General features: G+C 44.6%; 21 protein-coding genes and 1 pseudogene. 14 read left to right on the top strand and 8 right to left on the bottom strand.

Going from position 1 to position 25,084, the window contains the following annotated elements; translation table 11 throughout:
• Positions 1-232: 232 nt before the first annotated feature.
• The 5 genes from ACLIIY_RS28200 to ACLIIY_RS28180 all read left to right on the top strand — a co-directional run bounded on the left by ACLIIY_RS28200 (position 233) and on the right by ACLIIY_RS28180 (position 6,220).
• On the top strand, positions 233-1,054 hold the full coding sequence (locus tag ACLIIY_RS28200) for a phosphate ABC transporter substrate-binding protein (RefSeq protein WP_005441064.1): 822 nt from the start codon (positions 233-235) through the stop codon (positions 1,052-1,054).
• A gap of 98 nt (positions 1,055-1,152) precedes the next feature.
• Positions 1,153-2,085, top strand: a complete 933-nt coding sequence (pstC, locus tag ACLIIY_RS28195) for a phosphate ABC transporter permease subunit PstC (RefSeq protein ID WP_009704934.1) — start codon at positions 1,153-1,155, stop codon at positions 2,083-2,085.
• A gap of 22 nt (positions 2,086-2,107) precedes the next feature.
• Positions 2,108-2,971, top strand: a complete 864-nt coding sequence (gene pstA / locus ACLIIY_RS28190) for a phosphate ABC transporter permease PstA (protein ID WP_434528992.1) — start codon at positions 2,108-2,110, stop codon at positions 2,969-2,971.
• A 60-nt stretch (positions 2,972-3,031) separates the two neighbouring features.
• Positions 3,032-3,781, top strand: a complete 750-nt coding sequence (pstB, locus tag ACLIIY_RS28185) for a phosphate ABC transporter ATP-binding protein PstB (RefSeq protein ID WP_005441058.1) — start codon at positions 3,032-3,034, stop codon at positions 3,779-3,781.
• 372 nt (positions 3,782-4,153) lie between these two features.
• Positions 4,154-6,220, top strand: coding sequence for a GGDEF domain-containing protein (locus ACLIIY_RS28180; RefSeq protein WP_434528991.1), 2,067 nt, complete (start codon positions 4,154-4,156; stop codon positions 6,218-6,220).
• A gap of 81 nt (positions 6,221-6,301) precedes the next feature.
• Here ACLIIY_RS28180 and ACLIIY_RS28175 read toward each other — a convergent pair whose 3' ends face one another.
• The 8 genes from ACLIIY_RS28175 to ACLIIY_RS28140 form a co-directional block, all read right to left on the bottom strand.
• The gene (locus ACLIIY_RS28175) at positions 6,302-7,948 is read right to left on the bottom strand and encodes a BatD family protein (RefSeq protein ID WP_434528990.1); all 1,647 of its coding nucleotides are present in this window, start codon (positions 7,946-7,948) and stop codon (positions 6,302-6,304) included.
• Between the two features lie 4 nt (positions 7,949-7,952).
• The gene (locus ACLIIY_RS28170) at positions 7,953-9,749 is read right to left on the bottom strand and encodes a vWA domain-containing protein (protein ID WP_434528989.1); all 1,797 of its coding nucleotides are present in this window, start codon (positions 9,747-9,749) and stop codon (positions 7,953-7,955) included.
• Positions 9,742-10,746, bottom strand: coding sequence for a vWA domain-containing protein (locus tag ACLIIY_RS28165; RefSeq protein WP_434528988.1), 1,005 nt, complete (start codon positions 10,744-10,746; stop codon positions 9,742-9,744). The genes ACLIIY_RS28170 and ACLIIY_RS28165 overlap by 8 nt, the downstream gene beginning before the upstream one ends.
• Positions 10,739-11,215: a DUF4381 domain-containing protein gene (locus tag ACLIIY_RS28160; RefSeq protein WP_020197346.1), complete on the bottom strand. Its 477-nt coding sequence runs from the start codon at positions 11,213-11,215 to the stop codon at positions 10,739-10,741. The genes ACLIIY_RS28165 and ACLIIY_RS28160 overlap by 8 nt, the downstream gene beginning before the upstream one ends.
• A gap of 43 nt (positions 11,216-11,258) precedes the next feature.
• Positions 11,259-12,185 carry a DUF58 domain-containing protein gene (locus ACLIIY_RS28155; protein WP_039986906.1) on the bottom strand — a complete coding sequence of 309 codons (927 nt, stop codon included), beginning with the start codon at positions 12,183-12,185 and terminating at the stop codon, positions 11,259-11,261.
• Between the two features lie 14 nt (positions 12,186-12,199).
• Positions 12,200-13,156 (bottom strand): AAA family ATPase, encoded by a 957-nt coding sequence (locus tag ACLIIY_RS28150; protein WP_005432145.1) that lies wholly within the window; start codon positions 13,154-13,156, stop codon positions 12,200-12,202.
• 174 nt (positions 13,157-13,330) lie between these two features.
• On the bottom strand, positions 13,331-14,005 hold the full coding sequence (locus ACLIIY_RS28145) for a hypothetical protein (RefSeq protein WP_434528987.1): 675 nt from the start codon (positions 14,003-14,005) through the stop codon (positions 13,331-13,333).
• 83 nt (positions 14,006-14,088) lie between these two features.
• Positions 14,089-15,465 carry a hypothetical protein gene (locus ACLIIY_RS28140; RefSeq protein WP_434528986.1) on the bottom strand — a complete coding sequence of 459 codons (1,377 nt, stop codon included), beginning with the start codon at positions 15,463-15,465 and terminating at the stop codon, positions 14,089-14,091.
• Positions 15,466-15,578: 113 nt separating this feature from the next.
• On the opposite strand from ACLIIY_RS28140, the gene ACLIIY_RS28135 reads away from it, so the two are divergent.
• The 9 genes and pseudogenes from ACLIIY_RS28135 to ACLIIY_RS28095 all read left to right on the top strand — a co-directional run bounded on the left by ACLIIY_RS28135 (position 15,579) and on the right by ACLIIY_RS28095 (position 25,042).
• Positions 15,579-16,322 (top strand): Crp/Fnr family transcriptional regulator, encoded by a 744-nt coding sequence (locus ACLIIY_RS28135; RefSeq protein WP_434528985.1) that lies wholly within the window; start codon positions 15,579-15,581, stop codon positions 16,320-16,322.
• A 227-nt stretch (positions 16,323-16,549) separates the two neighbouring features.
• On the top strand, positions 16,550-18,466 hold the full coding sequence (locus ACLIIY_RS28130) for a methyl-accepting chemotaxis protein (protein ID WP_434528984.1): 1,917 nt from the start codon (positions 16,550-16,552) through the stop codon (positions 18,464-18,466).
• A gap of 59 nt (positions 18,467-18,525) precedes the next feature.
• Complete coding sequence (locus ACLIIY_RS28125) at positions 18,526-18,726, top strand: chromosome segregation ATPase (RefSeq protein ID WP_009704926.1); 201 nt, start codon at positions 18,526-18,528, stop codon at positions 18,724-18,726.
• A gap of 178 nt (positions 18,727-18,904) precedes the next feature.
• Positions 18,905-19,573: a LuxR C-terminal-related transcriptional regulator gene (locus tag ACLIIY_RS28120; protein ID WP_009704925.1), complete on the top strand. Its 669-nt coding sequence runs from the start codon at positions 18,905-18,907 to the stop codon at positions 19,571-19,573.
• A 230-nt stretch (positions 19,574-19,803) separates the two neighbouring features.
• Positions 19,804-20,460 (top strand): annotated as a pseudogene (locus ACLIIY_RS28115) (LuxR C-terminal-related transcriptional regulator).
• Positions 20,461-20,665: 205 nt separating this feature from the next.
• A complete protein-coding gene (locus ACLIIY_RS28110; protein WP_434528983.1) occupies positions 20,666-21,250 on the top strand; it encodes a calcium-binding protein in 585 nt (194 codons plus the stop codon).
• Positions 21,251-21,311: 61 nt separating this feature from the next.
• The gene (locus ACLIIY_RS28105) at positions 21,312-23,030 is read left to right on the top strand and encodes a type I secretion system permease/ATPase (RefSeq protein WP_434528982.1); all 1,719 of its coding nucleotides are present in this window, start codon (positions 21,312-21,314) and stop codon (positions 23,028-23,030) included.
• Complete coding sequence (locus ACLIIY_RS28100) at positions 23,005-24,345, top strand: HlyD family type I secretion periplasmic adaptor subunit (RefSeq protein ID WP_434528981.1); 1,341 nt, start codon at positions 23,005-23,007, stop codon at positions 24,343-24,345. Before ACLIIY_RS28105 ends, ACLIIY_RS28100 begins: the two co-directional genes overlap by 26 nt.
• Before the next feature lie 136 nt (positions 24,346-24,481).
• The gene (locus ACLIIY_RS28095; protein ID WP_264406945.1) at positions 24,482-25,042 is read left to right on the top strand and encodes a sugar O-acetyltransferase; all 561 of its coding nucleotides are present in this window, start codon (positions 24,482-24,484) and stop codon (positions 25,040-25,042) included.
• The last annotated feature ends 42 nt before the right edge of the window (positions 25,043-25,084 follow it).

Here is a 25,084-nt window from a genome sequence, read left to right as displayed (position 1 = left end):
TGTTATGAAATATATTAAAAGCGATGTACTTGGCATTTTGTTATAACCAAATCATTGCAAAGTATTTTGAGCTCGAAAGTAAATAAAGTTTGATTGCCGAATTATTAAGCAGAAATGACAACGTGTCATAGAGCTTTCAACTAAGTGAAACACAACTGTCATATTTGGATTCTAAAGTGAGCACCGTTCAAGTGAAACACAACGGCAATAAGGCCACTTAAAGGAAATTGTGATGAAAAAGACAGTAATCGGTGCAATCGCACTTCTAGGCGCAATGGCAGTGACTCCTGTTTCTGCTAAAGAAACTATCTCTGCAGTGGGTTCTAGCAGCGTAACTCCACTGATGGAAGTTTTCTCTGAAACATACATGAAGACAAACCCGAACGTATTTATCGAAGTTCAAGGTCCTGGTTCATCTGCAGGTGTTAAAGCAGCGAAGAACGGTTCTGCTGACCTAGGTATGTCTTCTCGTAACCTAAAAGATTCTGAAAAAGAGCCAACGCTAAAAGAAGAAGCGGTTGCTCTAGACGGTATCGCAGTTGTTGTAAACCCACAAAACAAACTTACTGGCCTTACAGCTGAGCAAGTTACTGCAATCTACAAAGGTGAAGTAACAAACTGGAAAGACGTTGGCGGTGCAGACAAGCCAATCGTTGCTATCACTCGTGACACGGCTTCTGGTACTCGTGGCGCATTCGAAGACATCATGTCTCTAAAAATGAAGATTTCTGGTAAAAAAGTTTCTGCAATCTCTCAACGTGCTCAAGTTGCTAACGGTAACGGCGCACTGAAGACAATGGTTGCTTCTAACCCATACGCAATCGGCTACATCTCTCTAGGTACGGTTGATTCATCTGTAAACGCACTTCCAATTGATGGCATCCAAGCTTCTGTAGACAACGTGAAGAACGGTTCTTACAAAGTTGCTCGTCCATTCCTTGTTCTTTACAAAGAAGGCAAGCCATCAGCTGAAACTCAAAAATTCCTAGACTGGATGCTAACTGACGAAGCGCAAGCGCTAGTTGACCAAAAAGGTTACATCTCAGTTAACTAATCCTATCGGGACTCTAAAGTTTGCTCAGCCCAACGTTTCGGGCTGAGCCTTTTCTATCCATTGTGTTCGACGCCATTGCCAAGAACCGTGAGATTTTTATGACCATCGCAACAAATAGTGAAAAGCTTATGACTACTGACGCAAAAGCGATCAGCAAGCCAGGCCTACGCGAAAAACGCCGCGTTGACTGGAAAGAGCGCATCTTCCACGGCTTGTTCCTAACGAGTGCTGTAATCGGCATCGTATCATTAGCAGTTATCGCATACTTCATCGTTCGAGAGAGTATCCCAGCATTCCAAGAAGCGGGCGTCTCGGGCATCGTTCTAGGCCAAAACTGGCTACCACCGGCACTGTACGGTGTTGCAACCATGATTGTTGCTTCTATCGTTTCGACAGCCGGCGCTGTTTTAGTCGGTGTTCCAGTTGGTGTCTTAACCGCTATCTTCATCGCTGAAATCGCACCAAAACGTTTAGCTGACATCATCCGCCCAGCGGTTGAGCTGCTAGCTGGTATTCCTTCGGTGGTTTACGGTTTCTTTGGTCTGGTTATTATCGTTCCATTGATTCAGAACGTATTTGATGTACCAGCAGGTAACACTATCTTAGCCGGTATCATTGTTCTTGGTGTGATGATTCTACCAACGGTAATTACGGTATCTGAAACCTCTATCCGCGCTGTTCCTCGTACTTACAAAGAAGGTTCATTGGCACTGGGCGCATCGAAAATCTACACCATCTTTAAATTGCTCGTTCCAGCGGCTCGCTCAGGCATCATGACAGGTGTGATTCTGGGGATCGGTCGTGCGTTGGGTGAGACTATGGCGATCATCATGGTAATGGGTAACGCGCCGGCAATGCCAGAAGGCATCCTTGATTCGGCTCGTACGCTAACCGCAAACATCGCTATTGAAATGTCTTACGCAAGTGGTGTTCACGCGAACGCACTTTACGCTACAGGTGTGGTACTTCTGGTCTTCATCATGTCGTTGAACGCTGTACTACTGTACCTAAACCGAGAAAAAGCGAAGTAATCGCTCGTTAAAGGTGACTATTATGGATCGCGCAAAACTGAAAAAAGCACGCCAGTTCAAAGATAATGTCTTTAACGCATTTGTCTGGAGCTCGGCAGCACTAACGGTAGGTTTCTTGTTCTGGATTATCTGGTACATCCTATCAAACGGTCTACAACACGTAGATTGGAACTTCATTACTGATAACTACACGCGCACAGGTGAAGAGCACGGCATCTTCCCAATGATTGTGGCAACAATTTACATGGTTATCGCTTCTATCGCAGTGGCAGCGCCACTCGGTATCATGACGGCAATCTACTTGACCGAATACGCGAAAGTGGGCAGTCGTTTGGTGAAAATCATTCGATTCTGTACTGAGTCATTGGCGGGTATCCCGTCGATCATCTTCGGTCTGTTCGGTATGACTTTCTTCGTGGCGATTCTTGGCCTTGGTTTCTCGATTCTATCGGGTGCATTGACGCTAAGTATCCTAATCCTGCCAGTTATCATCCGTACTACGGAAGAAGCGTTGATGGCAGTACCACAAACGTACCGCGAAGGCTCTTACGGCCTAGGTGCATCTAAGATTTACACTATCTGGCGTTTGATTCTTCCGAGCGCAATGCCAGGTATCTTAACCTCGGTCATTCTAAGTATTGGTCGTGTCATTGGTGAGTCTGCTCCAGTATTCCTGACAGCAGGTATGGTTGCACGTATTCCGGATTCTTTATTGGATTCAGGTCGTACGCTAACTGTTCACCTATACAAACTGACTACCGAACTGTTTACCATTGAAGAATGGAATCAGGCTTACGGTACTGCGACAGTTCTGATTGTTGTTGTTCTACTGATCAACATGTTTACAAAACTGATTGCACGACGTTTTAACACCGCAACTTACTAACAAAACGAATTAAGAACGCACGTTAAAAGACACGAATTCAAGATTTAAGAGATTAAGAAAATGAACAAGTTTGATATTGAAAACCTAGACCTGTTTTACGGTGACAACCAAGCACTGAAATCAATCAACCTGCCTATTCCAGTACGCCAAGTGACGGCACTTATCGGTCCTTCTGGTTGTGGTAAATCAACACTACTACGTTGTTTGAACCGCATGAATGATCTTATTGAAGGCGTAAAGATCACGGGTAAGCTGTCAATGGATGGCGAAGACATTTACGGCAACATCGACGTTGCTGACCTTCGCATCAAAGTGGGCATGGTATTCCAAAAGCCAAACCCATTCCCGATGAGCATCTACGAGAACGTGGCTTACGGTCTACGCGCTCAAGGCATCAAAGATAAGAAGCACATTGATGAAGTGGTTGAGAGTTCACTGCGTGGCGCAGCGCTTTGGGACGAAGTGAAAGACCGTCTTAAGTCACATGCATTTGGTCTATCAGGTGGTCAGCAACAACGTCTATGTATCGCACGTACAATCGCGATGGAACCTGATGTGATTCTGATGGATGAACCAACATCGGCACTTGACCCAATTGCAACACACAAAATCGAAGAATTGATGGAAGAACTGAAGAAGAACTACACCATCGTTATCGTGACTCACTCAATGCAACAGGCGCGTCGTATTTCTGACCGCACTGCGTTCTTCCTAATGGGTGAACTGGTTGAGCACGATGATACACAAGTTATCTTCAGCAACCCGCAAGACGACCGTACTCAAGGTTACGTAAACGGTGACTTCGGTTAATCCACACATTTACTGGCATATACACAAATAACTATAAGCGATGGTACTCTTGCCCCTCTTGATGAGGGGCCTTTTTTATTTTTGGGCTTGAAAAACACCAATATTAAGAATGTTCATGTTGATTCATTTTTGCGCATATTTTTGCAGTATGTAATCCGGATGAAACACCTGTCTAAAAATGTTGAAGGGTTCTCGAATGTGAAATTAAGTCCATATTTTTTGCGAATGACTTAACAGCTCAACTTGGATTCCATTGATTGCATATCCACCCCTAAGTAGTTTTTTATCGAGGATAAAAAAGTAGATTAGGTTGGTCAGGTGAGTTTAAAGAGTTTTACAAGAACGGTCTCTTCCACAAGGGACCATAGGTTATTGGCTGAAGCCATATTCGAACATCTAGAGCAGCATTTTTCCCCCAGTGCGATAGCGATCTTTGATGATCCGCTGACCAACCCTTCTTGGACGGTTCGATTCTCGCGGGGCGACCTCTTTCCTCTCCAAAATTATCCAGAAGCATTCTGGGATTGGGCTAACCAATTCGATACTTCAGAAAGCATCATTCCTCTGGCCATCAATACCTGCAATTGGAATCACGTCCAAGACCTCGGTGGCGAAAGCTATATCATGATGCTCGACAACACGCCGATTAAACGTACCTACCTACTGATTCAAAACGTTCAAGCTCGCAGCGCACACAATATTTATGAAGAAAGCTATGACGCAATGCAACTCTCGGCGGCGCGTTGGCAGTGTGTCCGCGCAGAAAAACACGCCTCGTTAGAAATGAAGCATCGCGATGTACGAGAAGCGCAGTATGTCGATGAGCTTGGGCAACGCGAACGTTTTATCGAAAACATGAAGCTTGTTCAGCAGGTTGCGTTAGATATTTCTAACCCTGATTCACTGAAAGACCTTTATTTGAAAGCGGTAGAGGCACTCCGAGAGCATCTAGGTTTCGACCGCTCCACCTTAATGTTGCTGGACATGAAAAAGCGCAGTTTCAGCGGCACTTATGGAACGAACGAGGATGGCATCACCATTGATGAATTCCACACCCAATATGACCTTCATCAGCTAAGTGAAGAGTACATTGCATCACTGTCCAGTTTGGATCGTAACCTTGTTATTGTAGAGGATGCGCCTATCTATACCGCTGGCAAAGTTGTGGGGCAGGGCTGGAATGCAATGCTGATTTTAAGAGATGGAAACGAGCCATTTGGTTGGTTTGCGCTTGATAACTTTATCCACCGTAAACCCGTCACGGCCTATCAAAAACAGATGCTGGAATCATTTGGTTCGCTTTTCTCTCAAATCTTTATTCGCAAACGCCAAGAGCAAAACGTACGTATGCTGCATTCGAGCATGGTTGAGTTATCACGTTGTACAACGGTAAGCGATGTTTGCAAATCTGCCGTGACGTTTGCCATTAAGAATCTAGGCATCGACCGTATGGCGGTGTTTTTGACCGATGAAAACTGCTCTTACATGCAGGGGACTTGGGGAACCGACATTCAAGGCAATGTGGTTGATGAGTCGTATTTTTTTGGGGAAACCCAAGACTTTTCTTTAATTAACTTAGCGAAATCCATGCCTAATGAGGTGGCGTTCGAAGAATCCGTTCCGATTTACCATGATTGCAACATCGTCGGCTTTGGTTGGGCGGCCATGACGGTACTGACGTCAAACAGCAGTGGGCCAATTGCGTTCATCGCGGTCGATAACTTGTTAACCCGTGCGCCTTTGACCTCTCAACTGCGTGAAGTGATTCGGATGTTTGCTTCTAGCTTGGTTGAAGTCTTACAACGTACACAAGCACAAGAGGCAATCAGAGAGCTCAATGAGAATCTAGAGCTCGAAGTGCAGAACCGAACTAAAGAGTTGGAAGAAGCGAATCGCCAGTTGGAAGTCTTGTCTAAGCTCGACCCCTTAACGAGACTGGGTAACCGACGCATGCTAGAACACGTTATGCAAAAGTACTGCTCTCTTGAGCATAACGAAGTGATGTCTTTTGGATTGATTCTGATCGATATTGACCATTTTGGCTTGTTTAACAATCATTATGGGCATTTAGAAGGCGACATTGCGTTGATGCGTATTGGCAACATTCTCGACCATCATACCAAAAGTGAAGACGAAGTTTTTTGCCGAATTGGCGGGGAAGAGTTTGTTTTGTTGATGATTGGGTCAAACCAAGAAGAGGTCAGGTTGAGAGCTGAATGTATTCGCCAATGCATTGAAGAAGAAGGCATAAGACATTGCCATAACCCAGAAGGAGAGTTGCTGACTGTGTCTGTGGGTTACTCGCGTTACCAAGCGCAAGGTAAAGACTTTAACTTTGATCACTTATACCAACTGGCCGATAAAGCTCTCTACCTAGCAAAAAACAGTGGTCGAAACTGCGTTCGAACCTACGAACTGACAAGTCAAATTGTCGCTTAAGCCATCGTTGCTGAACGGATAGATACAAAAATGGCAGCTCAATAAGAGCTGCCATTTTCATTAATCACGCCTCGCCTTCGACTAGAGCTTTTCTAGCTGGTGGTTAGGCTTACGCTTCTTCTCTTTAGCGAGCTGTTTGATCTTAGCTAGCAGAGAATCTGGTTTCCATTCTTGTTGAGTAGCGCTGAAGCGAGCTTGATTCATCACATTCAATTCTTCTTTCACCGCTTTTGTCGCTTCGGATTCACTGTTGAAGTGATGGGTGTTTAAGTAGTCGTTAACCGATCTTTCGATCTTGGCACTATCACCTTGTTTGATGATGTTCTCCAAATCTTGCAGAGATGAGCCGTGCGTTGAAGTCTCGACTTTCTCAGGCTTTACGGTTCCGCGCTTTTTCCAAAGCCCAAACGCAATTGCTGATGAGACAAGCCAAAGTGCACCAAACACGAACGTCAGTGTTTTCCAGATAGTATCCACACCACTTTGAACCACAGGTGCAGGGGTTGTCGCTGGTTGTGCTGGCAACGCACTTTCTGGCAGCGTGATTAAGCCACTGTCACTTTTCTCTACCTTTAGCTTTAACGCTGAAATGTCGGCTTTTCTCGCTTGGTCACGGTTACTGTCCCACCAATTTAGGCTGTAGCCCGGCAGGGTGAGATCTCCTGCTTCTGTGGGAATCAAAACCTGTTTCACTGTCATGGTGACAGTGCCATCACGCGATGTCTCGAACTGAGGTTGTTCAGGATAAACACGCAGTGTACTTGGGTAGACAATACCAATACGAGGTAGATATTCCGCTTGTGTACCACGAGCTCGAATACGAATCGTACGAGTAATTGAAGAGCCTTGTTTCACTGTGCTGACGGCATTTGCTGATAGCGGATTGCCTTGCTCATCTTGCCAGCTTTGCGTTAATTCTAAAGCAGAAGCTGGCAGCCAGTTACCTTTAAAGTCTTTAGGAATCGGCTTTACAGTAATCGGCATTTGCTCAGTTTTAGTATTGATTGGCATGATCTTGGTTGAGCCAGTTAGGCTGTCACCATAGATGTAAGACCCCGTCAATTTAGGACCATTTAGCGTGTAGGTGCCAGGTTGCTCAGCTGTAATGCGAAAAGCTTGCTCTACGACCGTCACTTCCAAGCCATCAATGATGCGTTGTGCCTGCTTCATATCGCTGGCTGGCTCAATTTTCATCCCATCAATGCTTGGCGGCACCACTTGTGGATTATCTAAACGACGAGGGTCTACTTTGATCGCCAACTGCATACGTAGCGTTGCTGACTGTTGTGGGTACAAAGTATGGCTATCCACGCTCATATTAAAGCTAAACAAATCGTCGAGGTTTGGCTCACCTTTGTCTTTTGTCACACGAAGCTTAATTGGCTCGGTTTTCATCCCATCTGCAGAAAAGCTTGGTATGGTGACGACGCCTTCTTTCATCGGTGCAATTGAGATGCTCCATTCTGTGCGAACGGTTTTGTGGCCGTTAATGTTATTACTTGAACGGCCGTAGCGAGGTTGTCCTAAAAAGAAGTCCTGTTTCAATGCGTCAAAGTTGATCGCATCTGAGCCAAGCTCGGTATCTGCCATGATCCTTAGGTTGATCACTTCGTTCTTCGCCACCTGAGTTTTGTTTACACTAGCTTGTAGGGTTTGTGCAAAAACCGAAAAGCTAGTCAGTAGGCTGGCCATCAGAACAAAGACCAGTTTTGCGCCTTTTTTCATCATGGACTTACCACTCCTTATTAGATTGTTGTGGACGTTGTTTTTGTTGAGCTTGAAGCTGCATTTGAGCTCGAATCAAGAAACTAGGGTCACGTGCGCTTTCTACCGCTTCTAAGCGACGGAACTCAGGATCATCCTGAGGCGTTTTCTCTAGCTGAGCTTGAGCCTGCATAGGTTCGCCTTTTTGCTCGCCTTGTTTCTCTTCTTCTTGCTTGGCTTTTTGTCGCTCAGCTTTCTGATTTTCTTGTTTATTTTCAGGTTCTTGCTGGTTTTGTGACTGCTGCCCTTGCTCTTGTTTAGCATCACTCTGAGACTTTTGTTGCTGCTGTTGCTGCTGTTGCTGCTGTTGCTGCTGTTGCTGTTGCTGCTGTTGCTGCTGTTGCTGCTGTTGCTGCTGTTGCTGCTGTTGCTGCTGTTGCTGCTGTTGCTGTTGCTGTTGCTGTTGCTGCTGTTGCTGTTGCTGCTGTTGCTTCAGTTTCTCCTCTACAACCGACAGGTTCTTTTTCGCAGCTTCAAAATCAGGCTTTTCTTGAATTACGTTTTTATAGAGCTCCGCCGCATCCTCAAGCTGTCCGTTCTTAGCAAGTGCGTTTGCCAAGTTGTAACGGCCATCAAGGCTTGGATTATTGGAGAATGCTTCGATCGCACTTTCGTAATCCCCGGCTTGGTAGCTTGCTGCACCTTTCCAGTTAGGATCAGTGAAGGTACTTTGGGCTTTTTCGTATTCACCTTGTTGATAAAGCTGTTCGCCTTGTTGGTTTTGATTCAAGAACGCATTGGCTTCTGCTTTCGGTGTCCAACTGATCGGTAATACGGTCGCTACTAGTACCCAAATCATGCCGCGTCGGAAGAGTAGGGCAGCAGGAATCAACAACAAAGGTAGCAACCAGAAACCACCGTTCAAGCGAGAGTCGGTTTTCACGTCGTCACTTTGCTTGGCGGCAAGGTTGTTGCTAGCGTTATTGGTAAACGCGGCAATGTTCTCAACATCACGGTTACTGTGCTGAATTGGCACAAATAATCCGCCGGTCTCTTTGGCTAACTTCTGTAAGTTTTTCAGGTTAGTCTTCGCTACCACGGTGTTGCCTTGTCGACTCTTCATTAAAGAACCATCCGGAAGAGCAATTGGTGCGCCAGTTGATGTGCCGATAGCAAGTACTGACACACGAATGTCTTTACCGTGTAACAACGCTAATGAGCGAGATAATTCGGAGTCATCCAAATCATCTGCCAGCACGACGATGTCACCTTGATTGACGCCCGCTTGAGTAAACTGACCAAGCGCGGTTTCAATCGCCGATGGTAAGTTGGAGCCTTGATAAGGCATTAACTCAGGAGACAAGTTTTCGATGATGCCGGCGAGTGTGCTGGAATCTGTCGTCAGTGGACTTAACGTATAAGCATCGCCCGCGTACGCGACCAAACCTGTTGAGCCTTCTTTCCATTTCGGCAATAAATCCAACGCTTTATAGCGGGTTTGTGACAGGCGATTTGGCTTCACATCCGTTGCGTACATAGAGCGCGACATATCCAGAACTAACACTCGGTTTTGGCTTAGTTCAAAGCTCGGCCGAGTGTTGGATTGCCAACTTGGACCTGCTAGAGCAATACAAGCGATAGCCCATGCTAACCCCCAAATGGCGAAGTAGTGCTTGGTTTTCACTGAGTGACCAAGCATTTTGGCTAAATGGGGCGCAATCAACGATGACTTTTTGGTTCTGTATTGGCTGTTAATCGCAAGGACGACGGGAATGACGAGCAAACCCAACAACCAATAAGGATTTAGGAAAGTAAACTCAGCCATGTTTTCTCCTTAGAACAAACAGGAACACGGAAAGCACAAGTGCAGCACCTAGTGGGTAAGGGAACCATTCCGACTGAGGACGCCAAATTTGCGTATCGCTAGAAACTGGCTCTAGTTGATTAATGGTGTCGTAGATCGTTTCAAGTTCTTTAGCATCACGCGCTCGGAAGTACTTACCACCTGTCATCTCTGCAATCTTGGTCAGCGTTTGCTCATCAAGGTCTGAGGCAGTATTGACTTTGCGCGTCATGAAGAAGTCTTTCACCATCATTTCACCGGCGCCCACACCTACGGTGTAGATGGTTGCGTTGTATTTTTTAGCGATTTCAGCGGCTTCAAGCGGATCAAGGACACCAGCTGTATTGCTACCATCGCTGAGCAAGATCATCACACGTTGTGGTGCGTCACTGTCTACAAAGGTTTTGGTGCCTAAGCCGATACCATCACCAATTGCGGTGCGCTGGCCAACCAAGCCAATGACGGTTTGCTTGATTTGTTGCATCACGGTTTTACGGTCAGCGGTCAGCGGCGTTTGTAGATAAGCATGATCACCAAATAGAACCACACCTAAGCGGTCGCCTTGGCGTTTTTCTACGAAATCAGATAAGACTCTTTTGACGGCGGTTAGACGGTCTATGTATTCACCGTTGTCGTTCATGTCTTCTTTCTGCATAGAGCCAGATAAGTCGACCACTAACATCATGTCGCGGTATTTCGGTTGGAACTCAACCGGATCGCCATACCACACCGGTCGAGCACAAGCGACAACCAACAGAGTCCATACGCCAATAGACAGGAATTTTTGCACGACCTGTTTTGGTTTGTTGCTGTGCTTGTTGTCTGGCAGGTACGCCAGCTTAATTTCAGCTTGCTGAGTCTCTTCAGGGAAGAACTTATAAATCAGCCAAGGTAGAGGCAGTAACAATAATGCCCACCACCAGACAAACTCAATGTTCAACCACTGAGAGAGGCTCGAAACGAGAGTTGCCTCAGTCACGAGTTTTTGCCTTTTTCTTTGGTGGCAATGCGGTTTCAATCCAGAAAGCACAATCATCAATTAAGGCTTGATGCTGCTCTTGACCAGATTTTTGATACAGCGCCGCTTGCCACTGTTGTTGTTTGTCGACAAATCGAGTTTCTTTGGTGTAGCTATCAAGAAACTCGTACCAAGCAGAGCCTGTTAATGGCGCGATTTCTTCACGAGGGAAGTAACTCAAAGCCGCTTGACGAAGAACCTCTAATGCAGAAGACGGTGTGTGTGGTGTGATCGGATTGGTCAACAATTTCAATGCGGTTTTCTTAGCAACAAGACGCTTTGTACGCCATCTTAAGTACAGTACGACGATTAAGATGGAGAGAACTACACCGCCCAGAACAGCCCACCATCCCCAAGCTAGTGGGAACCAATCAGGTGCATTCGGTAGGATTAAAGGTTCAAGGTTTAGGCTTTGATTATTCGTTGTCATTATTATTACTACTGCTTGAATGATTTGTATGTTGTTGCTTTGATTAGCTTAACTGCTGAACCAGCGGTAACCCGCTCGACAGACTGTTAAATGGAATTGCCATCGAATGACACTGCTGTTTGATGGCTTGTTGATGCTTAACGAAGTGAGACTCTAACTCCTGGCGCTGTCCTTTCGAACCGAAATTAAACCACTGACTTCGATGACCATCGGATGCTTTCGCTTGGCCTCGGAAGTCGGTTTCGCCTCGCTCAAGAGGATCATAAAACTGCACTGCACGAACGCTGTTGTGTTGCTTTAATCGACGTAATTGAACCAGCTCTTTCTCTTCCACTTGAGCAAAGTCGCTCAGCAGGATGAGTTCACTGCCTTTCGGCGTCAGGTTGTGTAGCGTTTCAATTGCGTTCATGTAAGGCAGCGTACGTGTGCTGTCAGCTTGTTGATTCGTAAGCAATTGGTTGTGAGTATTCACTATCGCGTCAAGAATTCTCAACCCTTGTTTTTGAAGAGAAGAAGGGCGGAACTCAATACACTGGGAACCATCATCAATCACCGCGCCGATGCGGTCTTTCTTGGCTAACGTCAGCCAAATCAAGACGCTAGCGAAATGCGCCATTTGAACCGACTTCAATACATATTGCGAACCAAAGTGCATGCTTGGGCTCAAGTCGATGTATAAGATCACCGCTTGCTCTTTGTCTTCAGCAAACAACTTGGTGTGCGCTTTTCCCGTTCGAGCCGTGACTCGCCAATCGATGCTGCGAATGTCATCACCCGCTTGGTATTGGCGCACTTCCATAAAGTCCATGCCACGACCTTTTTGACGGCTGGTATGGTTACCGCTCATTTGCGACCATATACTCTGTGCTGGTGGCAACCAACGAACCGATTGAGTGCGATATTGAAGCAGCTCTTCAAGGGTTAATGTCACCCCATTCGCATGAGGTGGCAATGCATATGATGCAGACATGTCATCTACCTACGTTATGCGCTACCTACAAGATTAAGAAGCTTGTCGATAACCTGATTTGCTGTAATGCCTTCTGCCTGAGCGTGGTAGCTAAGCAGTAGACGGTGACGTAGCACAGGGTAAGCCATGGCTTGAACATCTTCTGGTGAAACGAAGTCACGACCTGCCAGCCACGCATGAGCACGAGCACAACGGTCAAGGGCGATCGTCGCACGCGGGCTTACCCCCATAGATAGCCATTTCGCAAGCTCTGAGTCGTAATCGCTTGGCTGTCGAGTCGCCATCACAAGACGAACGATGTACTGCTCGATTGCGTCTGCCATGTGGATGTTGAGCACTTCTTTGCGTGCGGTGAAGATGTCTTCTTGGCTCAAGCTTGGGCGCTCAATCGTCGCTTCACCTTTTGCCTCACCACGGTTGATGCGCAAGATAGCTAGTTCATGCTCTGCATCTGGGTAATCCACATCAAGGTGCAGCAAGAAACGGTCAAGCTGCGCTTCTGGCAGCGGGTAAGTACCTTCTTGCTCAATTGGGTTTTGAGTCGCCATCACCAAAAATAGCTCTGGGAGTGCGTATGTGTTTCGTCCCGCTGTCACTTGCTTCTCAGCCATTGCTTCAAGCATCGCGGCTTGCACTTTAGCTGGCGCACGGTTGATCTCATCAGCAAGGATCAGTGAGTTGAAAATAGGACCTGACTGGAAGGTAAATTCGCCCGTTTCTGGACGGAAGATATCGGTACCCGTCAAATCGGCTGGCAGTAGGTCTGGTGTGAACTGAATACGGTGGAAATCACCTTCCACACAATCCGATAGAGATTTCACCGCACGGGTCTTAGCCAATCCTGGAGGACCTTCAACCAAGATATGCCCATCGGCAAGTAGAGCAATAAGTAACTGTTTTACCAGATCATGCTGACCAATGATCTGAGACTCTAAGTAGCTTTGAAGAGTTTCGAAGTTTGTTTTGTGCATTTTTTGGACTCTCTGGTATCCATATGATTCTTGTTTTGAGTATTGGTCACTTTCTCAAGGGGAAAAGTTCCAGTACGTCCGTGTAATTTATCTTTTCAATATTGGGGTATTGCTATGTTTTACAAGGTTCTGACCCAGTCTTCGGTGTATCGAACGTTCTAACCATACGGTAGCTCACAATGCGTGCTTTAGTGTGAGCCAAAAATTGTCATCTTCATCCGCATTTATTGAAACCGTCGCTTCTTCTGTGATGTTGTGGCCAACTTGAGTCACTAATTCAAACAAACGTACTTTTTTGCCTCCAACACTGTAGGTGTATTGAGGCACTAAGTTCACAAACCAGTCATTGCTTACTTGCCAACGAATGAAGCTGTAAAGCGTAATAATGGGCGTGTCGGGAAACAGGCTTTGTTGTGCTCGTTTATCGTCTGTCCAAGTTGAACCATACAACAGCGCAGGATTAATGCGAATTGCCTCACTGACAGGAATAACTTGAATCGCACCGAAAGAAGCACGGTTGATAGGAATTGGGTTGGTATTATTGCGCTGCGCATCGACAAACAAACCTGTCCCTGTTGGTTTATAAATAGAGAAGTGGCGTAAATGCACGGTTTCAAAGTCGTCTTTAAATTGAAGGAAACTGTTATGACCAAATGCGCTATCAGGACGATGGAAACTCAGTTGGCCAATGGCACCGTATCCATTGGTGCCAGAACGGAGCCCTACAAATGAACTGAGTGCCGTAGGGTCGTCCAGTTCCGTATTACTTTCAGAGTGAGAGGTTGGTGATGCGTACACTGTTGCGACAAAAAAAACGAACAACAGCAAACACAGTAGCTTAAGAGTCATGGCTACCTCGATATCAGTCTGTATTTGAATTAGGAATGGCAGGGAGGGGGATTCCTGCCATAGGAATAAAGCGAGTGGAGTAACTAGCTTTTATTACAAGGGAACATCAGTTCAAAATTGTTTGTGGTGGTGTAGAAGGTTCTCGGGTAGTACTCACGCATCACGGAGGCGATGTCTTTGTCTTGTTGGATATTTTGAATGGCATGCTCGAATTTAGGTGAGGCAAGCATATGACGAATTTGAACGATTGATGCATCTTTATCTACAATCCCATCTCCATCATCAGCCATTGGAAGCCAACCAATACCACATTGAGTAAAAGCATTGCGAGGCCTGTCTGATTTGCGACTTACGGCAATGGTATAGTAACCATCTTTATCGACAGGGATGCGCTCGTCGTATAGGCAATCGTTGACTTTGGTAACCGCAAAACCTTTGTTCGAACATACTGACCAGTAACGCAATTCACCGCCAGTCATCTGTTTATCGCCATGAAACGTTTTCGGGGTTATTGGAGCTTTAGCGCGTAAAACATACACAGGACCATGTTTACGATTCACTACGGTTCTAATGTAGTTATTGTCTAAGTTTGGATAGAAACCACCTGAACTACGACGCGCCTCAGGATTGATCTTCCCCGTGTAGATGCCAAGCAAGCTCTGACGATCTAACTGAATATGCCAAGTAGAAGGGTTCGTTGCGGGGAATCCTGCTGGCTTATTTGGTTGGGTGACCAGTTTACGATATTTCTCGACAGGTATTCCAAGAGCGTTGAGTTGTGCCTTTAAGGGCTGGGCACTATTCAAAGCTGCGCACGCTTCAGAACCACGCAACTCTTTACCAGAGGCAAGGGTTAGGATGGGTTTAGGTAAGGATACGTTTGCGGTTCCATCGCTATTTTCGTCTTTGGCGTAAATTCGATAAATCAACACTTGCTGATTCGCAGAAGACTTTGGTGCATGCAGTTGGTCTGATTCTACTCCCTCACGAATTTGTCCTGCGGTGTAATCGTCTTTGGGTTTGTAATCGAGCACATTTACAGCATAGTTTCTGAAAACGCTGTCCCTTTGGCTTCCCTCACGAAAAGGGTTCACGTTACTTTGGATTGGCTTAATCATGTAATCTGGAAGAGATTGAACCGGCCTTCCTCGATCATCATAGCTAATCAGTGACATGTAGCGAGCATGGGGAAACTGACCTTCTAGCTTCAGTTTCGCCCCTTTAGGTACGGTAAATGCAGCGCCCCAATATTTTACAGCGGCATCAGGGTAGGCAACGTTAATGTAAGGATCGGCTGAAACTGGTCCATAACGAAAGAAACAAGTTCTTTCTCCGGGAATTCCCTCAAAGGTGTCGCTCGCAACAGAAATTGTCGTCCAAATCGCAATGGTAAAATACATTGCTGTGATGGCGGTTGTACGTATCCATCGGCTTAGAGTTGTTACGCATGGCATTCGCATAATTAAATCCTCGTCCCACAACCTTGTGGTTTTTCTCTGGTATTTTTATTCGATTAATTGTTAGTCTTTCTGTAACAATTAATTAACAACGTATCAGAAGTAGGATTCGAACAATGTCTAAAATCTTACAATCTCACTTGAGTCATTCATTGAGCCAAGAAGATCCCACTGTGTTTACTGATCAAGTGCTAAATACAGATCCGGCATTGGCAAAGTTGGATAGGACGGCAGTGGACGAAATGGTACTCGCAGCTAGAGTCGAGAGTTATAAAGTGCCTACTTTGCTAAATTCAGCCCACACCAAGGTTGATACCATGCGCCTTGTTGTGTCCGGTCATATCGAGCTGGTGAGTTGTAATGCAAATGGGGAAGAGGCCTGCATTGCGATTTTAGGTCCAGGAAGTTGGTTGACGTGGCTAGGCTGTTTTGAAGACCAACCAACAAAACATGATTTTTACTCTGCTTCTGATACGCTCACCATCGCTATACCAGTGAAGAAAATGCGCGATATCGCATCGCGTTATCCTCAACTTTATCAAATCGCTATCCATGAAATCAGCGTCCGTTTTAGGCTTTTGATGGAGTGGACCACAGAATCCGTGTTGCTAAAAAATGAGTATCGAGTCGCTAAATTGCTTGCATTGGTTAGTCGATTGAATACGTCTAGCGGGCACAACGCTCCTATTTTATACACTCAAGATAAATTAGCTCACCTTTCAAGGTGCTCACGCCAGACATTAAGTCGTTCACTACAACAGTTGGCTAAACAAGAAATCATCAGCATTGGCTATCGTCGAATCGATATTATTAATGGCGAAAAGTTGGACGATTTTATTCGCTCCGGACTGCCCAATTGATGATGTTAAGTTCATGATCAAAAGAAAGAAATTTTAGCTAATCATTGATTAATGTCACGCATTTAAGTTTCCATTGCATTTTAATTGCACACATTTGTGAGAAATTTCTCTAGTTTTGTAGGGGAAGGCCGATATAAGTTTCAAGCCGTGCATAGCGAGTTGTTATGCATCCAGTTTTATCCTGTTCAGAATACAGATAACGAGTGATTCTTTTTATAGGTCCAGATATGTTGAAACTTAACTCCCTGAGTATCAAACAGAAGGTTGTCATCGGTATTACTTTTGCCGTGCTCGCTTCTACCATCATTGTCGGTGTCATGGCACAGCGACACGCACGTGAAGTGCTAAGTCATCGTTTAATCGATATCGAACTACCTGCAATGTTGCAGCAGATCAATACTGAAATTGACCGCGAAGTTGTACAAATGCAGCAAGCGGCAAAACAACTTGCTACGAACGAATTCGTCATTGAAGCGCTCTCAGCGACAGATCGTAACCCAGTGGTAGAAGCGCAACTTGTTCAACAGCTTAACAATGTGAAATCCCAATATCAGTTGAACGATGCTTCGGTAGCAAACCGACAAACAGCTTACTACTGGAATCAAAACGGTTTCTTACGCCAACTTAATCGTTCGCAAGATGCGTGGTTCTTTGGTTTTACATCTTCAGGGCAAGACACGTCGGTAAGCGTTTTCCAAGAAGCGAATGGTGACGTGAAAATGTTCACTAACTATCAAGATGTGAATGGCGTATCGATGTCAGGTCTGTCTAAGTCGATGGATGACATGGTTTCGCTACTGAATGGCTTTAAGATTGAGAAAACAGGCTATGTTTTTCTGACCAATAGCAAAGGTGATATCCAGATCCACCGTCAGCAAGCCAAAAACAAAACCTCTATTAGCCAATTGTTCGGACGTGAAGCTTCTCAGTTACTTAACAAAGGTCACTTCAATCTAGTGACAACAGAGTTTGAAGGACAGGACATGTTTGTGTCTAGCTTGTATGTGCCTTCGATGGATTGGTTTGTTGTTGGTGTTGTACCTGTCGATGAAGTGTTTGCGGATCTTGATGCAACCGCAGAGAAAATGTTGTTCACGACAGCCATTGTGGCACTGATCTTCATCGCAATGGGCGTTCTGTTAGCAAACAGCATTACTAACCCAATTCGCCAAATTGCAGACCGATTCACTGACCTTGGCGAAGGCGAAGGTGATTTAGCCCAGCGTATTGAAATCAAGGGTAACGACGAGATTGCTCAGCTATCAAAAGGCTTTAATGGCTTTATTGAGAAGATCCACGCAACCATGAAAGAAGTGTCTCTGACTAGTGGTGCGTTAAGTGAGGCTGCGGATAGTGTATCTAGCAAAGCGACTTCGACTCATGACAACAGCCAAGAACAACGTGACCAAACGATTCAAGTTGTGACGGCAATTAACCAAATGGGTGCGACGATCAGTGAGATTGCTTCGAACGCAGCAACAGCGGCAGATACTGCAAACCAAGCATCTGACAACACACAGACTGGTCGCCAAGTCGTGACACAAGCGAAGGAAGTGATTAGTCGTCTCGCTGATGACGTTGAAACGACCAGTATGGTAGTGACGCAACTGGCAACCACAACCAAAGACATTGGCTCTATCTTGGACGTGATTCGTGATATCTCTGAGCAAACCAACTTACTTGCATTGAATGCGGCAATTGAAGCAGCACGTGCCGGTGAGCAAGGGCGAGGCTTTGCAGTGGTAGCGGATGAAGTGCGTAATCTCGCATCTCGTACTGCAGATTCAACTGAAGAGATTCAGAAGATGATTAACCAACTTCAAAGTGATGCGCAAGATGCAGTAACTGCAATGGAAGCAGGCAAAGCGGTAACGTTTGAAGGTGTGGCATCAACAGATGAAGCTGTAGACGTTCTGATGAATATTTCTGAGCGTATCGCGGATATTTCAGATAGAAACACCCAAGTTGCAACAGCGACAGAAGAGCAATCGACAGTGGTGCACACTATCAACCAAAACATTGAAGAAATTAACGCTATCAATGAGATGACAACAGCAACAGCAGAAGAACTGGCTGGAGCAAGTCGAGATCTACAAGAGTTGTCATCTCGCCTAGATAAGATGGTTGGTAGCTTCAAGCTGTAGAGTTGGATAGAATAGGGCTAGTTTACAAGTTTAATGACTCGATATTTTAGGTAAGTACTATGAATGATTTCGAAAAAGAACTAGAACTGATCTCACAAGAAGCTGGTGACGAGCCAGAGGTAAAGCTGCCATCTCTTGAAGAACAACAGGAAATCGTAGCAGAGCTTAAAAAGCTAGAGGCTGAAGGAAAGCTGACACCAGAAATCCTTGAGCAATACTTTGGTAAGTTCAATCAGAAAAGTTCGGTGCCAGTGCACTAATAAAGAGGGAGTTTCATACTCCCTTTTTTAATACCCGCCATTTAACTCATGCCTTGCAACTATTTACTAATCAATAAGTTATTAGTTGTTACTACTTTTTTTCATACTTGACAATGCTGCCGCTCTAACTAAATCTATTGCTTATTTCAATCAAAATAACTAAAGGGCAGCAAACAAGATGGAGCATCAAAATACAAGGAACGTGATCTTAATAACTGAGGACAGCTTACAGTCCTCTTTATTGAAGGATGTGCTCGAAACGAAGCTCAGCATCAACGTAAGTCTAATCGCACCTGAAAAGCTTGCTGCCCAAGCAGAGTTGCAAAATCCCGCCTCAGCAATCGTGTTGGACTACAGCGTGATTACCGATGAAGTGTTCTCTCATTACATGGAATTTAAGAAAGCTACATTTAAAGACACTATTGAGGTCTTGATAAACTGTGACAAGTCTATTTCTACGGAAGAGTTATTTGTATGGCAAACGCTCGCGGGAATATTCTACACATCGGATGACATAAGCACTCTTCAAGTTGGAATTGGTAAAGTATTACAAGGTGATATGTGGTTTAGCCGCAAGTTTTCTCAACAGTACATTACTCATCTACGTAGACACAGCAGACCACTTAATAAGAACGTTCCCGCAATTTTAACTAAAAGAGAACAACAAATAATTACCTTCTTATCAATGGGTGCTTCGAATCAACAGATCGCAGAACAGCTATTTGTGAGTGAAAATACTGTAAAAACCCATCTTCATAATATTTTTAAGAAGATTGACGTGAAAAATAGAGTGCAAGCATTAATTTGGGCTAAAGAGAATATGTCTGATCTTTCGATTGCCGTATAATAAATATGGTTATTTCAATCGATTTCATAATCTTTGCGACTTATATCTAATATAATTATCTCGTTCTAAAAAAGTGTTTCTTTTATGAGAAACACTTTTTTTGTTTATGATCTTAACGAAATTGCAATTTAAAAAAGTAGCAAATAACTCTACTCTATCGGCTAGCACTTAGATATGAGTTCAAATACTTATAACTAGTTATTAATCTAAAATATTTAGTCAATAAAAGTATGAGAAACATTATGGGACAGTATAAAGAAAAACCTGAAATCCTAATGATCACTCAACAAAGTCTGCAGAGTGAGAACTTCAAGGAGATGCTTTCAAAAAACACAGATACCAAGATTACGATTATCGATAGCAAAAATCCAAGCTATCATGAACTCATTCCAGAATAATATTTCCTGTTGGTAGATTTTTCAGTAGATACGCCATCTGATACTTTAGTTTATTTAAAGGATAGCGATAAAGTATTAGGTACTATTATGCTCAATTTAGGGCATGAGTTGGATACATCGGAGTTAGCTTCTTGGCCCAATGTTAAAGGTATTTTTGGTCCAAGTGATTCTATGGAGAAATTATGCCAAGGCTTAAGTGCAATTATAGGAGGAGAGAATTGGCTATCGCGTCGTTTGCTTGATCAACTTGTCAATTATTATAAAGGCAAAGAAGCGAGTCATATTATTGATCCAACTATAGAGGTAGAGCTCACGCGAAGAGAGGTTCAAGTTTTACAGATGCTGAAAGAAGGCGGATCAAATATGGAAATTGCCGACTCTTTATTTATCAGCGAGCATACTATTAAATCTCACCTTTACAACATATTTCGAAAAATAGAAGTCAAAAACCGAACGCAAGCCACTAGTTGGGCGAGAAGAAACCTGTAGTACTAGATTTAACCTTATGTTTTAAATGCCTTTTATATCTAAAAGTACCAGTTTTTAATGTGCTAATAATATTGTTAGTTTGAAATATCAATCCATATTCAAACTTGTTCCTATGCTTTTGTTTATTAGACTTCCGGTGTCTGTAGGAAGTTAAGCAGGCGTGAAATAAAGGTCTATTCAAATAGAAAGCCAAGAGGGACATAAAATGAGCACAAATGACACTTACTATGGTGACGCAGGTGATAACCATCAGGTCGCTGACTTTGACGGTGGCAATGACGTATTTATCGGTTTTGGTGGCAACGATTCTTTCGTTGGTGGCGGTGGTAACGACTTCGTTGTCGGTGGTGAGGGAAATGACCGTCTAACTGGTGGTGCAGGTGACGACATTCTAATGGCTGGCACAGGTAACGACTACCTCGGCGGTGGTACGGGTAGTGATTTATTGCTCGGTTTGCTAGGTGACAACAAGCTAAACGGTGGTACTGGTGATGACTTACTGGTTGCGGGTTCTGGCGACAATGTAATGGTTGGTGGCAGTGGCGCAGACAAGTTTATCTTTACCGACAAATTTGGCGGTCATGGTGAAGCAAAAGTCGTTGATTTCACTATTGGTGAAGATTCACTGCATATCATTAGTGATTCTGTTACGTCATATGCCGATCTGACCTTTACTTACGACGCTAAAGGCAATGCTGTCTTTACTGATGGCGCGGATCTAACGGTTAAATTGATTGGTGTTACGCAAGAGGACATCAACTCATACGGCAGCGACTTATTCATTATCTAAGTCACCTTTTTGGGCGCTAGCGAGTCTAGCGCCTAATGTATAAAAATATGTGGAAATAATCGTGCAACAAACGGTTTTCAAAGAAGTTAGACAAAAACTATGCACGCTCGTAGGCTTGCTGGTTGGCTTTAGTTTATTCATAAATTTATTAGTACTTGCTATTCCTCTGTACATGCTCCAAGTGTACAACCGCGTTATCTCTTCCTATTCAATCGATACACTTTTCTTACTGACCGTGATTGTCCTTGCAGCATTACTTACGATGTCTTTGATAGATATTGCTCGTGCGCAAATGAGTAAGTCATTTGGCTATTGGCTGGATGCAAAACTGTCGGCATTTATGCTCAAGCGTAGTATCCAATACCAAACCCATACTGGTAAAAGCTACACATCCCAAGTGCTAAGGGATATACAAAATATTAAGAGTTTTTTAAGCAGTCAGGCACCTTATCCTTTGCTGGACGCACCTTGGACACCAGTTTTTATCCTTTTCGTTTATTTGCTGCATCCTGTTTTAGGTCACATTGCTTTAGGTGGTTCGATTGTTCTGTTTAGCCTTGGAATCATCAATGAATTGGTGACAAGAAAGGTGTTACAAGAGAGTGAAGTTCGCTCTATTTCGCATATCAATCACGCTGAAATCGCCACTCAAAACGCAAACTCGATTGTCGCAATGGGGATGATGAATGCGTTTCTAGAACGATGGTACGCGAAAGCAAACGAATCCAACTTGTTAGAACAGACGGTGACGGGGAAGTCGATCTATCTCGCTAATTTTTCTAAGTTTGTTCGTGGTTCGTTGCAAATATGCTTGTTAGGAGGAGGTGCATGGTTGGTGATCCAGCATGAGATTACCGCAGGCGCGATGATTGCCAGTTCCATTTTGATGAGCAGAGCGTTATCGCCAATGGAACAAGCCATAGGAACATGGCGCAGTGCGATGTCTGCTAGGAATGCTTATAAGCGGTTGTGGGAAATTGATAGGATCGTTAAACAAGATGAATCGGACATGCCGCTACCTCGTCCGAAAGGACATTTTGAATTTACGGGTTTAGCTTATCGTCACCCTGGCGCGACAGAGCCTGTTTTATCATCCATCTCTTTATCAATACCTCCTGGTGTCTCCGTGGGGGTCATTGGCCCCTCTGGTACAGGAAAGTCGACCTTTGCAAGACTGCTTCTCGGTAACATCAAACCGCTCGCAGGCAAGGTTACTCTAGATGGGATGGAAGTTTCTTCGTGGGCTTCTGAAGATAGAGGAGCCCACTTTGGTTATCTTGCACAAGAAGTGGAACTGTTTCCGGGGACGATTAGAGATAACATCGCGCGATTCAAAGATGAAGACCCTGCAAAAGTCATTCATGCCGCTCAGCTAGCCGGTTGTCATGAGCTCATTCTTAAGAAAAACAAAGGCTATGATTTTGTCATTGGCGAAAATGGACGTGGATTGTCAGGTGGTGAGCGTCAACGTATTGCTCTCGCTCGCGCCGTTTACGGTAATCCATCCGTTGTTGTATTTGATGAAGCGAACGCGAATCTTGATGGGGAAGGGGAAGCGTCGTATCAACGTTTGATTGCACACCTTAAGTCGGAAGGAGCCACTGTCATCGTGATTGCTCATAACCCAAGTACGTTGCGCCAGATGGACCGATTACTGTATCTCGCCGAAGGACGCCTCAAATTGTACGGCGTGAGAGATGAGGTGTTAAAGCGCCTAATGGGAGAAGAAAGAACAGATATACCGAGGGTGCGAAATGAGCAATCAACTGCCAACCGATAACAAACTGACGGCGGAAAGCGTTTTCCGTTTTATGCCAACGGCCGAGCTTAAATTTAAAGGTCCCATTCTACTTGGTGTGTTGACGTTAAGTTTATTCTTGGGCGGATTAGGCTACTGGGCGGCCACCTCAAAACTAGAGAGTGCTGCTATCGCTTACGGTGATTTATCTGTATTGAGTAAGCGCCAAGAGATTCAACATTTGGAAGGTGGCATTATTGAAAAGCTCTACGTTCAAGAAGGTGACTTGGTCGAAAAAGGACAGTTGCTTATCCAGCTTTCGAAGCGTCAAGCAAATGCAAAATTAGATTCTCTTGGTGGTCAGTACATTCATACTCTAGCCAAAGAAAATCGATTGAATGCCGAACTCGATGAATTGCCTGAGATTAATTGGGCGCAAGATATTGAGACGATTAAAAACGCAGAGATTGTTGCTGAAGCGAAATCAGTACAACGTAAGATCTTTGAGGCGAGAAAGCGCTTTTTCGACAGCAAACTAAACATCATTGCGCAGAGCATCTCAGGCGCGAATTTGGAATTGGATAACCTTAATGCAACGAAAGTAATTGAACGCGAGCGCTTGAAGTTCATTGAGGAAGAAATTGCCAGTAATCAGGCGCTAGTACAAAAAGGCTTTTCAGGAAAGTCTGCGCTACTTCAGCTTAAACGTCTTGCCGCAGAAGTTCGCAGTACGCTCAGCCAATTGGATCGTCAATCTTTGACCGTGGCCAAGCGATTAGATGAAAACCAAGCAAAAATCGAAGAATTGAAGCTCGAGCGACTCAATGAAATTGTCGAAGAGTTACGTGACACTAAGACAGAGCTTGTTTCGATCAAAGAGGAGTACGGCTCTGCAAAAGATGTCGTCGCAAGAACAGCGATTGTCGCTCCAATCTCCGGTCGAGTAGTGAACATGCAAGTGTTTACTGAAAAGGGGGTGATTGGCTCGGGGGAAACCTTGCTTGAGCTCGTTCCTCAAGATGACAAGTTGCTGGTGGAGGCTCGTGTGAGTCCACAAGACATCGATTTGATTACGCCAGGTCAGCATGCTCAAGTTCGTTTAACGGCGCTGAATGCAAGAACGTTAGCACCTCTCGATGGCACCGTATTAACTATCTCCGCGGATAAGCTCTCGGAGCAAAACCAAGATGACTTCTATCTTGCTCGTATTGCTTTAGCTCAAGAGGACGTTGCCAAGCATCGACTGACTTCTGGTATGAACGCTGAAGTGTTGATTCTATCAGAGCCAAGAACACCTTTGAGTTACCTTGTTAAACCATTAACCGAGAGTATGAATCGCGCATTCCGAGAAGACTAGCGGATAACTCCTGTTTGAAATTTCATCATTGAACGCACGTAAATAACGTAAATAAATGATCCATTAACGATGTCACATTTTGTGAGATTGGGATGTGTTTTGATGCGCCTTTATTTTGTGTGAGATGACGTGAACAATGAGAACAGAAAAAGAAAAAATGTTGGCTGGTGAGCCATACAATGCATGGGATAAAGAACTTTACCAAGCACGTATTGAATGCAGAAAAGTACTGCAGAAAATCAATAACAGCATTCCAGACACTGAGGAATGGCGTAATGCAATTGACGAGCTTATTCCTGACTCTGAAGGGGCGTATTTAGAACCGCCTTTCCGATGCGATTATGGCTCAAACATCAAACTAGGAAAGAACTTCTACGCGAACTTTAACTGTGTGGTGCTAGACGTGGCAGAAGTACATATTGGAGACAATGTTCTATTTGCCCCTAATGTGCAGATTTATACTGCGGGGCATCCTTTGGATGTTAAAGGCCGTGTAGAAGAGGGCGTTGAGTTTGGCACGCCGATTACGATTGGCGATAACGTCTGGCTAGGTGGTGGCGTGATTGTTTGCCCAGGTGTGACTATCGGTGAAAACTCGGTGATTGGTGCGGGCAGTGTTGTTACGAAAGATGTGCCACCAAACGTTGTTGCTGCTGGAAATCCATGTAAAGTGATTCGTCCAATCGAACAAAAGTAATCCAATTGGTTACTTATCTGTGGACGGGACAGCGAATTAAAA

The sequence above is a fragment of the Vibrio sp. K4 genome (assembly GCF_051122595.1).
Taxonomy (GTDB): domain Bacteria; phylum Pseudomonadota; class Gammaproteobacteria; order Enterobacterales; family Vibrionaceae; genus Vibrio; species Vibrio owensii.
The sequence above is the reverse complement of the archived record's forward strand: the minus strand, read 5'-3'. Positions and strand labels throughout refer to the sequence as shown.